10 protein-coding genes and 2 pseudogenes are annotated in these 13138 nt (G+C 45.0%); 8 read left to right on the top strand and 4 right to left on the bottom strand.

Annotated elements, in window-relative coordinates; translation table 11 throughout:
• Positions 1-52 precede the first annotated feature (52 nt).
• Genes XPG1_RS12195 through XPG1_RS12225 form a run of 7 tightly spaced genes read left to right on the top strand, consistent with a single transcriptional unit; the run spans position 53 to position 9005 of the window.
• Positions 53-3427: a non-ribosomal peptide synthetase gene (locus XPG1_RS12195; RefSeq protein WP_045959298.1), complete on the top strand. Its 3375-nt coding sequence runs from the start codon at positions 53-55 to the stop codon at positions 3425-3427.
• Positions 3424-5055, top strand: a complete 1632-nt coding sequence (locus tag XPG1_RS12200; protein ID WP_045959299.1) for a GMC family oxidoreductase — start codon at positions 3424-3426, stop codon at positions 5053-5055. The genes XPG1_RS12195 and XPG1_RS12200 overlap by 4 nt, the downstream gene beginning before the upstream one ends.
• Positions 5052-5810 carry a thioesterase II family protein gene (locus XPG1_RS12205; RefSeq protein WP_045959300.1) on the top strand — a complete coding sequence of 253 codons (759 nt, stop codon included), beginning with the start codon at positions 5052-5054 and terminating at the stop codon, positions 5808-5810. Before XPG1_RS12200 ends, XPG1_RS12205 begins: the two co-directional genes overlap by 4 nt.
• Before the next feature lie 7 nt (positions 5811-5817).
• Positions 5818-6948: an acyl-CoA dehydrogenase family protein gene (locus XPG1_RS12210; protein WP_045959301.1), complete on the top strand. Its 1131-nt coding sequence runs from the start codon at positions 5818-5820 to the stop codon at positions 6946-6948.
• Positions 6949-6978: 30 nt separating this feature from the next.
• The gene (locus XPG1_RS12215; RefSeq protein ID WP_045959302.1) at positions 6979-7848 is read left to right on the top strand and encodes a GNAT family N-acetyltransferase; all 870 of its coding nucleotides are present in this window, start codon (positions 6979-6981) and stop codon (positions 7846-7848) included.
• 48 nt (positions 7849-7896) lie between these two features.
• Positions 7897-8361, top strand: a complete 465-nt coding sequence (locus XPG1_RS12220) for a group II truncated hemoglobin (protein WP_045959303.1) — start codon at positions 7897-7899, stop codon at positions 8359-8361.
• A 20-nt stretch (positions 8362-8381) separates the two neighbouring features.
• Positions 8382-9005, top strand: coding sequence for a flavoprotein (locus XPG1_RS12225; RefSeq protein WP_231853017.1), 624 nt, complete (start codon positions 8382-8384; stop codon positions 9003-9005).
• A gap of 114 nt (positions 9006-9119) precedes the next feature.
• On the opposite strand, the pseudogene XPG1_RS12230 reads toward XPG1_RS12225, so the two are convergent.
• Positions 9120-9330: pseudogene (locus XPG1_RS12230) on the bottom strand (transposase); the annotation flags it as partial.
• Positions 9331-9643: 313 nt separating this feature from the next.
• On the opposite strand from XPG1_RS12230, the pseudogene XPG1_RS17720 reads away from it, so the two are divergent.
• A pseudogene (locus XPG1_RS17720) lies at positions 9644-9926 on the top strand (transposase); the annotation flags it as partial.
• Positions 9927-10051: 125 nt separating this feature from the next.
• Here the strand turns inward: XPG1_RS17720 and XPG1_RS12235 are convergent.
• The 3 genes from XPG1_RS12235 to XPG1_RS12245 all read right to left on the bottom strand — a co-directional run bounded on the left by XPG1_RS12235 (position 10052) and on the right by XPG1_RS12245 (position 13133).
• Positions 10052-11269, bottom strand: a complete 1218-nt coding sequence (locus XPG1_RS12235; protein ID WP_045959304.1) for an MFS transporter — start codon at positions 11267-11269, stop codon at positions 10052-10054.
• Positions 11270-11303: 34 nt separating this feature from the next.
• Complete coding sequence (locus XPG1_RS12240) at positions 11304-12209, bottom strand: acyltransferase family protein (protein ID WP_084717311.1); 906 nt, start codon at positions 12207-12209, stop codon at positions 11304-11306.
• 138 nt (positions 12210-12347) lie between these two features.
• Entirely contained in the window at positions 12348-13133 is a 786-nt protein-coding gene (locus tag XPG1_RS12245) for an SDR family NAD(P)-dependent oxidoreductase (RefSeq protein ID WP_045959305.1), read from the bottom strand.
• Between the last annotated feature and the right edge of the window lie 5 nt (positions 13134-13138).

The raw sequence follows: 13138 nt of genomic DNA on the forward strand, positions 1-13138 counted from the left end.
GAGTAACGCTCTTACATGCTATTTTTATCAAATAATTTCATAGGAGTTATCTATGCAAATAATGCAGGAATCGGCCAGTAGAATTGGTTTGAAACTTTCAGTGGAAGAAAATGGTCTCATCATCAATCAGGCTGAAGATTCCGTTGAGGAAAACTCTGTAAAAATAAATGAATTGCTCAACGGAAAATTACCTGTAGATGATTTAGTCGCATTTGATAATACGGTAGAAAGAAAAGAATATGATTCATTTCCCCTAACCGATATTCAATACGCTTATTTAATTGGTCGCAATGCGGGGATGCCCTTAGGAGGGATTGCGACACATTATTATTTTGAAGTAGAAATTTTTAACCCCGACCTTCAGCGGCTCAATGCGGCCTTGAATCAAACATTATCCCTTCATACTATGCTACGTGCTGAGCTGATCGATAGTGGCCGTCAACGTATCTCTGCGGTTCTTGAACATTATGAGATTGCCGTGACAGATTGCCAAGATATGGATGATGAACAGTTACAGGTATTTATTAATAGTACACGAAGTGACATGGAGACGCATTTACGTTCGTTAGCTATCTCGCCTTCTTTCGAAATCAGAGCCTCCCTGCTGAAGAATAAGAAGGTTCGTTTACATCTCTGTTTTGAACTCATGTTTCTTGATTTGCTTAGTGTGAAAATAGTGATGAGGGATTGGTGGCTGTTTTATAAAAACCCCCAACGAGTAAAATCTGCACCAAAATTTAATTTCGCCGATTATATTGAAAGAGAAAAGCAACTTCTGCAAAGTGCACAAGGTTATCGGGATAAGAATTATTGGTTAAAGAAAATAAATGCGATTGATACAGCACCTGAATTACCGCTGTATCAATCGCCAGAATTAATCAAAAAGCCCACGTTTAAAACGTTTTCACACCCGATCCCACTTGAATTAGTCAATAAGCTCCGCCAGAGCGCGACAGAACAAGGGATTACCCTGGAAACGCTTTTTCTTGGCGTTTATGTTGAAACATTGCGGCAGTGGTCCCGCCGCCAGAATTTTACCCTCACTTTAACCCAGCATGCGCGACGTAACTATTTCCCAGAAGTACAACAAAGCGTAGGGAATTATATTCAGTCAAGCCTATTGTGTGTTAAGGATGGTAAATCGGCGACATTTGGTCAACGCTTAGTGATGTTACAGACTGAACAACTGGTGAACTACTGGCATTCTTCATTCAATGGTATCCAAGTTCTACGCGAGATGACGCGTCGGAGTCAGGGAGGACGGGCACTCTCCTTCCCGGTAGTTTTCAGCAATACCTTGAATGCGGAACTACAAGATATAGTCACCGACTATGCCTGGGAAGGTACGGCGACAGTTAAGTATAGTAGCACCCAAACGCCCGGAGTCTGGCTCGAAAACCAGTTATTACGTATCAATGGTGATCTGGTAATGAATTGGAACTTCGTCGAGGGACTGTTCCCGACAGGGATGCCAGAAATGATGTTTGAAGCTGCCATTAAACTGCTGAACGCCTGTGGTGAAAACCCGCAGATTTGGTCACAGCAGGGTGCAGTGGTAACTTTAAGCATGGCCGACTGGCAGGAAAGGCAGGCCGCGAATGCGACGTATGATAAGAATCCACCTGCACTGTTGCAGGACTTGATTTTACATGCAGCACGCCAGTTTCCTACTAAAACAGCGGTTATCCAGGGGCAAAGAGAGGTTAGCTACGGGGAGTTGATCACCAGCGGTAACCACGTTGCCGAGCAACTGAGCTCTGCTGTCACAATTGAACCAGGTGACATTGTAGCTGTTTCTTTGCCGCAAGGACCGGAAATGCTGGCAGCCATTCTGGGCGTACTATTCGCGGGTGCGGCATATGTATCGATTGACCCACAACTTCCTGTGCAACGTAAAGCGAAATTGATTGAGCGCTGTGCTGCAAAAGCCATCGTGACACCTGCTGGCTTGGAACCAATAGATGGATTAATCAATATCGGTGTAGTCATTGATAGCACTGCACCGGTGAAGTTTCCTGCATCAGTGGCAAAACAGACACTGGATGATTTGGCCTACATCATCTTTACTTCCGGTTCTACCGGTGAGCCAAAAGGGGTGATGATTACGCACCGCAATGCCGCTAATACGATTTTGGATATTAATCGTCGTTTCAATGTCAATAAACATGACCGCGTCTTCTCCGTTGCGCCTGCAGGGTTCGATCTGTCCGTTTATGATTACTTTGGGGTTTTGGGGGCCGGTGGCAGCATCCTGTTTACTGCGGAATATGAGGCTAATGATCCGAAAATATGGGCCGAACAGATCACCAAACACGGGGTAACTTTGTGGAATAGCGTTCCGGCACCGATGAAAGCACTAGTTGAGCGAGCAGGTTCGTTACTTACCAATAGCTCTTTGCGCCTAGTGCTGATGAGTGGAGACTGGATCCCGGTCAACCTGCCGGATCAAATCAAAGCCGCCATCAACGGTGTTGATGTGATCAGCCTGGGGGGTGCGACAGAAGGCTCGATCTGGTCAATTGTTTACCCTATCCGGCACGTAGATAGCACCTGGAAAAGCATTCCTTATGGTAAGCCATTAGCTAATCAGCAATTCCATGTACTCAATGAATGGCTTGAACCTTGTCCCAAGTGGGTCACCGGCGAGCTATTCATTGCTGGCGAGGGGGTAGCGCAAGGTTACCTAGGCGATGCTGAAAAAACGCAAGCGAGTTTCTTTAACCATCCGCTCACAGGCGAACGGCTGTATAGAACCGGCGATTTGGGGCGCTATATTGATGAAGGGCTGATTGAGATCCTAGGGCGTGAAGATAATCAGGTAAAAATTAACGGTTATCGTATCGAACTGGGTGAAATAGAAGCTTGCCTGTTGGGACATCCGCAGGCGAACCACGTCGTAATCAACGCGGTCAGCCATCCGAAAACCGGTCAAAAACAGTTAGCTGCTTATATTGTGCCTAAACACCAGACTAGCGAGAACGAGAAAAATGTATTGGAAGGTGAACTACGCGGGCTTGCTCAAGCACATCTCCCTTCTTATATGGTACCAACTTGGTTTGTATTACTGGACAGTATGCCATTGACCAGTAATGGAAAAATAGATCGTAACGCTTTGCCCGTGTTATGGGGGGAAGCCGCGGCTACTGCGGACAAGAACGAACCCGCCGATGAGCTTGAAGCCCGTGTGTTCGACTTATGGTCAAAACAGCTTCAACACAATGATTTTGATGTCACTGATGGCTTTTTCGACATTGGCGGCGATTCATTGCACGCTGTGGGGCTGTTGAGCGCTGTACGCGAAACCTTCAAAGTAGGCCCATCCAGTGAACAGGATATGATCGAAAGCCTGTTCATGAATGCCTCTGTGCGTGATTTTTCGCGCATCCTTTCCAGTATATCGGACAAGGCTCAGGAGCAATACGTATGACGCATCCATTTAAACCGGCTCCAAAGTCGGTTGATTATGACTTTATTGTAGTTGGTGGTGGGACAGCAGGGTGTGTGATGGCTTCTCGTCTTTCCGAAAACGGCAAACACCGGGTTTTATTGCTTGAGGCAGGGCAGGATTCTGACGTTACTCAACCCGATAGCCCGTTGCTGGACGCTTCCCGTCTGGTTCTTGAAGGCTATAACTGGTCATACGAAGCCAATGTGCATGGGGCCGAGCGATTTTCCCATTTCGTCCAGTCTGAATCTCATCAGCCGTTAGCTCGTAACCGGCGTAAAGCCTTTAGCTATTGCCTGGGGAGAGTCATGGGCGGATCGTCTGCGATTAACGGTGCCGTGGCCTTAAGAGCCTTTCCCAGCGATTTTAACCATTGGGTAAATATGGGGTGTCGCCAATGGGCATGGAGTGACGTTTTGCCGTGGTACAAGAAGCTGGAAAATGATGTTGATCGTCCTGATTCTGCACTACACGGTTACCAAGGGCCGCTAAGATTGCGCAGGCCCGCAGGAGACGAGATCTTGCCGTTGGAACAAGCCTTTGCTGATGTATGCCAGCAGAATGGCATCGCTTTTATTGACGATCTAAATGATGGAGAGCATGCGGCGGTGGGTGTCGTGCCCGCCAATGTGGTGCAAGGTGTGGAAAGATACGATCTTTACCGCTCTTATCTTTCTGCAGCTCGCGAGCGGGAAAACCTCCAGATCCTCCCGCACATGACGGTTGAGAGAGTACTGTTTAACGCAGGCAAAGCGGTTGGTGTAGAAGTATCACACAACGGGGACTACATCACTTACCGCGCTCATCAGATTGTGCTGTGCGCCGGGGCAATAGGCTCTCCGGCGCTCCTACAGCGTTCAGGCGTTGGCGATACGCGTTTGTTACAGCAACTGGATATTCCCGTGGTTGCCGATCTGCCTGCCGTTGGTAACCATCTATCCGATCACGCTTCGGTAGTACTATGGGCGCTCCCCAAATCTGGAAATAGCATCCAGAAAACGCCGTGGCGGCAAACTGCGGCGCGCTTGAGCAGTGGCTACGATACTCAGATTGATGTGCAATTGGGATTAATGAACAACGTAGCAAGTAAGACTGTACCCGGTTTTCAGAATCGCATCGATTATCCGCGTCTAGTCGGTGCTTCTGTGATGCTTATGCGTCCCAAATCCAAAGGACGGGTGTTTATCCAGAGCAGAGATAGTCAGCAACTGCCGATGATCGATCTGCCTTTATCACAAGAACCGGAGGACATTGCACGTTTGATCGGGGGGGTACGTCAAATGTGGCGGTTGATCAATCACCCTGAGCTTGCGGCTTATCTCGACGGCATCCAATTCTGGTCTGAAGCAATGATCAACAATGATGAAGTTATGCAAAATGCCATCAAGAACCTAGTCAGCCCTGGCTGGCATGCTTCTGGTACGATACGGATGGGATGCGCAAGCGATCCACACACAGCAGCGGATGAACGGGGTAACCTGCACGGTCTGAGTCAAATCACTGTTGCTGATGCATCACTCTTCCCTTGTATCCCCTCCATGCCCACGAACCTCACTACTGTGATGGTCGCCGAGCGTATCGCCTCTTTCTTACTGGAGAGCCATGTATGAATCCGTCTACGCCCAAACGCGTTATTTATGCCTTCCCACACGCAGGTGCTAGCGCGAGCGTTTATCGCACTTGGCTCAGCCGTTTCAAGGAGGATACCAGTCTAGTGTTCAAGCCTATCGAAATACCTGGCCGTGACATGTTGAACCATGAAAAGGTGATCGATAATTTGCCGTTGTTAGTCGATCGGATCTGCACAGATATTCATGTGGATTTTATCAATCGCCAGCAGGCTGGGGTGACTGAATGGGTGACGTTTGGTCATAGTTTTGGTGGTGTGCTGAGTTTTATTGTGAGTGCAGCATTATCGGAAAACTACGCTATGCACCCGTTATTTTCCGTGATTTCAGGTTCCATTGCGCCGAGTATACAGGCTGATGATGACCGGCATTTGTGGACGGACGAGCAAATCATTTCAAAAATGCGGGCGGATAACGGGACGCCGGAGAGCATTCTCAATGAACCCGCCTTCGCCCGCAGGTTAGTGACCTCGCTCCGTACCGATTATATCTTGCGCCATCAGTTTCTAGCGTTTGCAGATAAAAAAGTGTCACAACCCTTAGACATTATTTCAGCGGATAAAGATGAACATGTCACCGAAGAAATGCAAGCAGCGTGGCGGCATCACACGTTTGCCACCACCCAGCTGCATCTTATCGAAGGGGGCCATTTCGCCATTTATAACTATTTTGACCTGGTAAAGGCGCTATTTTTACAGACACCAGAGACACCGGCATTAGTAGCGGAATCTTTATGAGGATAATATGAAAAACAAAGAGTTAGAACATTTTCGGCTCACCTGCCGTGATTTCTTGACGCATAAGGCTAAACCTTTTCTGTCTGAGTGGGAAGCTAACGGACTGATTGGACGTAATTTTTGGCGACACGCAGGTGACGCGGGATTATTAGGATTGGGCGTTTCCCGTGAATTGGGCGGCCAGCATAAGCTTGATTATCACTATGCTGCTGTCTTGACGGAGGAGTTAATCCGCGCCGAGATGACCGCGCCAGTCATTATCTCGCATAATGATGTCATTGCCAGCTATATAGACAGTCACGGTACCGATGAGCAGAAAGCTCGTTGGCTACCAGGGTTGTGCAGCGGCGAACTTATTGCGGCGATCGCCATTACCGAACCCAATGGTGGATCGGATTCGGCGGATATTGAGACGACTGCGTTAAAGCAAGGGCAGCACTATGTTGTCAATGGCCACAAAAGCTATATCACCAATGGGATTAATGCCGATCTTATTCTGACCGCAGTTAGAACCTCAGAAGCGTCACGCGGGCAGGGTATCAGTTTGCTGATTATAGAACGAAACACGCCAGGTTTTGAGCGCGGGCCACTGCTGAAAAAAATAGGTTGGCATGCCAGTGATACTGCTGATCTTCATTTCACCGCTTGTCAGGTTCCCTGCGAAAATCTTATTGGTCGTGAGAATATTGGTAACTTCTATCTTATGGGAGGAATGCCACGAGAAAGATTGAGCATTGCGACCGTTGCTGTTGCTACGGCGGAATATCTGCTCGAAAAAACGTTGGCATGGGTAAAAACGCGCAAGGCTTTCGGGCAGCCTATCGGATCATTTCAAGCGAATAGATTTATGTTGGCTAAGCTGGATACGGAGATAAAAATAGCCAGGGTGTATTTAAACGATGCCATAGATCGCTTTAACCAGAAAAGCCTTAGTGTTATTGATGCGGCAAGAATTAAACTCTGGACTACCGAACTTCAGATCAAAGTGGCCGATCGCTGTTTGCAGTTGCATGGAGGGGCTGGCTATATGAGTGAATCATATATAGGTAAAGCCTGGACAAATAGTCGGGTACAAACTATTTATGGTGGCACGAGTGAAGTGCTTAAAGAGTTTATCAGTAAGTCTATGGGGCTGTAACCTCAGTTACTTATCTGGCCAGGAGATAATATGAGTAAAATAACCAATTCCCCTGAAAGCCAATTTCAGGTAAGCGTCGCTACACCCGAAACATGGCAGGTAGTAGAGGAAATGGCACGTCAGGAGCGCTGGGATCTTGGGAAAGGAGACGCAGGTCGTTTCCTTAACGTGGATACACAGGGTTTTTATATCGGTTATTGGCAAGATAAGCCGATCTCTTCGATATCTGCGGTGAACTACACGCAAAATTACACTCATGTCGGTCATTATATTGTTAATCCCGATTTTCGTGGCCAAGGGCTTGGCTTGGCTGTTTGGCGTATAGCAATTGAACATGCTGAAGGGCGCTGTATTGGCTTGGATGGTATGCCTGCTCAAGAAGCCAATTATAAGAAGTGGGGGTTTAAAACACATTATCACACTTTCCGCATGGCGGGGGCTGCGACTAAAAACATTGTCGAGCTACACAATATTGAACTCGTTGATCAAAAAAACATTGCTTCTGTGATTCATTATGACGAGAGCTTCGTTGGGTATTCTCGTGCCAGTTTACTTGCCGAATGGTTTTTCGGACAGGGACGCAAAGGTCTCCTGAAAGTGGGCAATAAAGGGATTGAAGGCGTAATTGGTTTACGCCCTTCCGATGACGGGTATCGAATCGGGCCCTTCTATGCTGTTAATGAACACAGTATGAAAACGCTGATGTTAGCTGCAATGAATGAGATACCGCAGCAGACAAATGTCACACTGGATATTCCAGAATATGCTCAGCAAACCATCGCATTTGCCAACGCTTTAGGATTCAAGACGTTGTTTCATACTTGCCGGATGTATCGTGGAGAGCCTCTTGTCGACTATCAGTTAGGAATTAATGCCTTGGCTTCTCTGGAGTTAGGTTAAGTAATCAATTCATCTGAATCATCATCAATTAACTTTGCTGGAGTACTTATGTCAGAAAATACACCAACTTTATTTGAATGGATGGGTGGGAGAGAAGTATTGCAAAAACTCATGACGGCCTTTTATGCCAAGGTTGAAAAAGATGAGTTATTAGCGCCGATGTTTGCTCATATGGCGAGTGACCACCCAGAGCATGTAGCTATTTGGCTGGAAGAAGTTCTGGGGGGTGAGGCTAATTACACGGCTCATCGGGGTGGGTTTAAGGGCATGATTTCCAAACATCGTGGCAGGAGAATCCAACCTGAACAACGACAGCGTTGGGTGGACTTAATGATGGAGTGTGCTGACGAGGTTAACTTACCTACCGATCCTGAATTCCGTTCTGCATTTGCCGCTTATATTGAGTGGGGATCGCGTCGCGCCCAAGCGAATTCACAACCGAAAGCTCCGCGCCCTAAGCGGGAAACGGTTAAAAAATGGGGCTGGGGCGAAGCACCTCCAGGCACATTGTAATTCTAACAGGTACTGGATACATGAAAGTAAAAGCAGCAGCTTTTACTTTCATGATTGTGACTATTAACGAAACTTTTGTGTGGAGAACGTTTATGACGGGGAAGAAACGGATTTTAATTGGTGCTACCGGCTCGGTGGATATCACTTATCTTCCTGAATACCTGAAAGCGATTAAAAAGAATATTCACTGTTCGTTAACCGTGTTGATGACCCGGCAAGCGGAACTATTTATTCCTGCTGAAACATTGGGATTGTGGGCTGACCGTGTGATTGCGGGTGAAAAACCAGCTGATTGGCCTAATGACAAGCCTTCAAAAATTGTTGCTGACCATGACATCATGGCAGTGTTGCCAGCAACGGCGAATACACTGGCCTCAGTCGCTCAAGGTGCAGCACCGAATCGCTTGACCACGGTAGTGCTTGCTGCAAATTTTCCGGTGTTGTTCTTCCCAGTAATGGGAGCCGTGATGTGGGAGAAAGCGGCTGTACGCCGCAACGTTAACCAACTGTGTGAAGACGGTTACGAAATGATTCAACCGGTTTGGCATGAAAACTATGATACTGCGTTACAGCGCATGGTGAGTCATCCGTCTTTACCATCGGTGGATGATGTGGTGAAGTTGTTAACTTCTCGACTTACATAAGACTTCACAAAATGGAGCGGAAGCGATGGCAACAAAAGTGACTTGTCGCATTAACCATCCCATCTATACCGCAATGATGTCATCCGAGCCCTGTATCCTTATCACTATACGCAATTAACTTGAAGATGCAGGAATTAAAGTCTGGAAATTATCAGTCAGCCGGGTAACTAATTCCTGTCCTTTTTCGGGTAAGGTGACATGAAAAAAATGATGAAATGTTTCACGGAACGTTTTCATCCGGGAAATAGACATTGTTGCGTATCTGCTCATTCGCGTACTTCCATAATCGCTCAATCGGATTGAGATTTGGGCTATAGGGCGGTAGGTCAAGTTGCGCGGTGGCGTGCATCAAATTTGCAGTCAATGATGAATTTTCATGGTTGTTAACATGAGCTAATGTGGGTGAAAAATCAAGCATCTTCAATTACGATAGGTATATGTATTTTCACATCAGATTAACATTGAGAAATATAATTAATGTTTATCACCAGTAGAAATAACTATGCGATTAAATCGCATTAATAATTGATATTAACAAATCAACTATTTATTTCTCTGTAAAATAATCATTAAGAGCCTATCTCAAAAGGTATTTTGTAGTATAGTTATTCCGTCGTTTTATTGACCTCCATTTAGTGATGATTATAAGCAACAAAACGACATCACAATGGATCATTTCCGATGAGCTTTGGCAAAAAATGGAACCGTTACTGCCTGAACATAAAACCCATCATCCTTTGAGGTGCTATCGTCATTGCGTCGATAACCGTGCCGCGATGGCGGCTATCTTCTTTGTCTTGAGAACCAGATGTCAGTGGATGCCCTCAATGCCACGGGAATTTGCTCTTCAAACAGCGCTCATCGCCGTTTTCTAGAGTGGCAGACAGCGGGCGTGTTGAACAATGTTGGCAAAATGGCTTACGCGAAATGTGGGGTGTAGCCCCACTTATTCGCTCGAAGCGCCTGGTTCGCGTTTTACCTGAATGGGTAGATGAAATTACGCCAATCAATGTGGTTAGCGCTGTTCGTGAACCCGTTCCGCTTCGCTATTCACCATCAGCACCTGATGATAAAACGGGGCCATTTGATTTGCTCACAGACCTCATTGTATCCATATTCATCTGGACAAGTAGGATAGCTATAGCTATCACCGTTATAACAGAACCTACCCACGATAGACTTGTCAGTCCAATAGTATTAATTGCTACCCCACCTAATAAAGATCCGCATACAACACCTGCATTGAATGCAGCAATATTCATTCCAGAAGCAGTATCAACGGAATCAGGGCTATGTTTTTTAGCAAGATCAATAATCCTTGACTGTAATGGCGATATAGCCCCAAACGTTGTTAACCCAAGTAGAGTAATCAATATTGAAATCATGATGACATCACTTGAGCCAAACCAAGTGAGAAGTAATGTTACTCCAATACCAATTAACATCGTCAAAGAGGCTTTATCATTTCCTAATTTGTCAGTTAATACCCCACCAACATAGTTACCAATGGCTGCACCGATACCAAAGGTAAAAAGAAGTAAACTAGCCATAGTGACTTCTAAGTGTGTCATGTCTCTCAGAACCGGGGAAATATAAGTATAAAGAGTAAATGATCCTGTATATGACACCATTGGGATCAACGCGGCGCCTAATAAACGAGGATTGAGGATGACAGCCAGGTTTTTAGATATCCCACCAGGTTCTTTATCTGATTTATTTCCTTCATGAGGCATTAATTTCAAAAGACCTATTGTTCCTATAAATCCGAAGATACTTAACATCAAGAAAATAATTTGCCAATGGAAAACACTCCCCATCCACGTTCCAAGTGGTACACCAAAGGCCATTGCTACTGTGGCACCACCAAATACGAGTGATATAGCTGCCCCAGATTTGTTCTCAGGAACCAATCTTGTTGCGACACCAGCAGCAACTGCAATGAAGACACCATGCGCCAACCCTGATAGTAATCGACCAAAGAGTAACATTGTCAGATTATACGACATCCCTGCAATTAAATTGGCAATGATAAAGGTGCTCATGGCAGTAATGAGTAGTTTCTTCCTATTCCACTTGTTGGCTAAGGCTGTAAGAATAGGGGCACCAATAACGACACCAAGAGCGTAAGCTGTGACTGAAAGACCTACCGATGTTATGTTAAGATGAAGGTCATCAGCGATCGCTGAAACTAATCCTATAGTAACGAATTCAGTAAATCCTATTGCGAATGAACAAATGGTGAACATATATATAACTAAAGGCATTATCTTACTTCCTTATTTTACATATGAGAACTGTTTACATATCACCAAGCAGCGGCTTGTTATTTGTGATTTTTTGTTTGGCAAATTTCATTACTGGTTTCTCGACAAACACATATATCAGCCAAGCTAATAAAATAGAAACCATTAGAGAAATGAGTAGCATGACCATTGATGAGATGAAATCAAGGCTACTATGAATAAAATGCTTTTTAATGAATACTAGAACCAAGTAATGTACCATGTAAAAGGCGAACGAAATCTCACCTAATAAGATCATAACATTGCTACTTAGAAAGTTTTTCTCACCAGATAAATCCATTTTTGTTAAGATAAGAATAATCACTGCTATAGATATTATAGTGGTAACATTTAGGCCATATTGGAATGGTGCATATAACGCCAGCATATATCCGATAACAGCTGCTATGATTGCTATTTTCACCGATGCATTTTTCCATAATCCCTCAATGGCAATTCTTGATAGGATCATCCCAATGATAAATTCAAAAAGTCTCCCTGGTGGATAATTATATGATAACCACCATTGATTTTCAGATAACGGCCATAGTTCAAGTTTAGGTATTGCTGGAACAAAATCATCAACAAAAAACTGATACGCGATCAATCCAATAAAAGATAAAAAAAATGACATCCATAAATGCTGAGTTTTAATATTAAGAACAGGCTTTAATAATAGTGGGAACAACGCATAAAAAAGAAGTTCCGAACATAAAGACCAACTCGGCGGGTTAACACTCACAAATACAGACATCTGTGAAAACCACGAATGAACCAAAAATAAATTCGGTAGCCATATGTCTAGATTACTAAAATTTACAAATCCTAATATCATTGCTATCCCCCATGTAACGACATGCACAGGATATATTTTAAAAATACGATGAATAGCGCAACCAGAAACCTCATTCCAGTCAGTGATGGTAGAGAGGGTCTTTTAAAATCTGGTAAACATTTGCCTACATCAATATTCATAATATACCCGCCGATAATAGCAAGTGCTGGATGAGGGGGCCTCATCCTTCCTGCATAATTTAATTAACCAGTAATTCTACTGTTATCAAAAAATACTCTGGATAACACCGCCATCGGCTCGTAAAGCAGTCCCTGTGATTGCTGATGCTTGTGTTGACGATAAGAAGATAACCGTATTCGCAATTTCTTCTGCTGTAGCAAGTCTGCCAAGTAATGATGCAGGGCGAGCGGTTTCAATAAAGCGTTTACCCGCCTCTTCGATTGAGAGTGTTGGATCCGGGATAAGTTCTCGAATAAACCGTTCAACCCCTTCACTCTGAGTTGGTCCAGGGAGAATACTATTAACGGTCACTCCTGTTCCCGAAGCTGCTTGAGCAAACCCGCGAGCCGCTGCGACTTGAGCTGTTTTGGTCAAGCCATAATGTGGCATTTCGGTAGGAATTTGTAGTGCTGATTCACTGGAGATGAAAACCACCCGTCCCCAGCCTTTCTTCATCATTTTAGGGACATAAAATCTTGATAACCGAATTCCGCTCAGAACGTTTATATTGAAATAATTAATCCACTCATCATCCGTCAGTTCGAAAATTGACCGAGGTGAGAAAACCCCCGCATTATTAACAAGAATGTCTATTTCTGGATGTTTCTCGAAAATGAGCTCACATCCTCCTGCTGTTCCTGCATCAGCAGAAACATAGGACAGACGGGTAGAGTCGGGAAATGTTGCCATAGCCTTGACCAGTCGTTCTTCACTTCTTCCATTTAAAACAACTGAAGCTCCAGCTTGATAAAGCCCATGAGCTATTGCCAATCCGATTCCGGCAGTTGAGCCCGTCACAATGGCAGTTTTTCCCTCTAAATTGATATTCATATTAA

The organism is Xenorhabdus poinarii G6, from assembly GCF_000968175.1.
Classification (GTDB): Bacteria; Pseudomonadota; Gammaproteobacteria; order Enterobacterales; family Enterobacteriaceae; genus Xenorhabdus; species Xenorhabdus poinarii.

Coding starts and splice junctions, on each gene's coding strand:
- XPG1_RS12200 (WP_045959299.1), top strand. CDS start 3,424: ATGACGCATCCATTTAAACCGGCTCCAAAGTCGGTTGATTATGACTTT.
- XPG1_RS12245 (WP_045959305.1), bottom strand. CDS start 13,133: ATGAATATCAATTTAGAGGGAAAAACTGCCATTGTGACGGGCTCAACT.
- XPG1_RS12220 (WP_045959303.1), top strand. CDS start 7,897: ATGTCAGAAAATACACCAACTTTATTTGAATGGATGGGTGGGAGAGAA.
- XPG1_RS12195 (WP_045959298.1), top strand. CDS start 53: ATGCAAATAATGCAGGAATCGGCCAGTAGAATTGGTTTGAAACTTTCA.
- XPG1_RS12205 (WP_045959300.1), top strand. CDS start 5,052: ATGAATCCGTCTACGCCCAAACGCGTTATTTATGCCTTCCCACACGCA.
- XPG1_RS12215 (WP_045959302.1), top strand. CDS start 6,979: ATGAGTAAAATAACCAATTCCCCTGAAAGCCAATTTCAGGTAAGCGTC.
- XPG1_RS12210 (WP_045959301.1), top strand. CDS start 5,818: ATGAAAAACAAAGAGTTAGAACATTTTCGGCTCACCTGCCGTGATTTC.
- XPG1_RS12235 (WP_045959304.1), bottom strand. CDS start 11,269: ATGCCTTTAGTTATATATATGTTCACCATTTGTTCATTCGCAATAGGA.
- XPG1_RS12225 (WP_231853017.1), top strand. CDS start 8,382: ATGAAAGTAAAAGCAGCAGCTTTTACTTTCATGATTGTGACTATTAAC.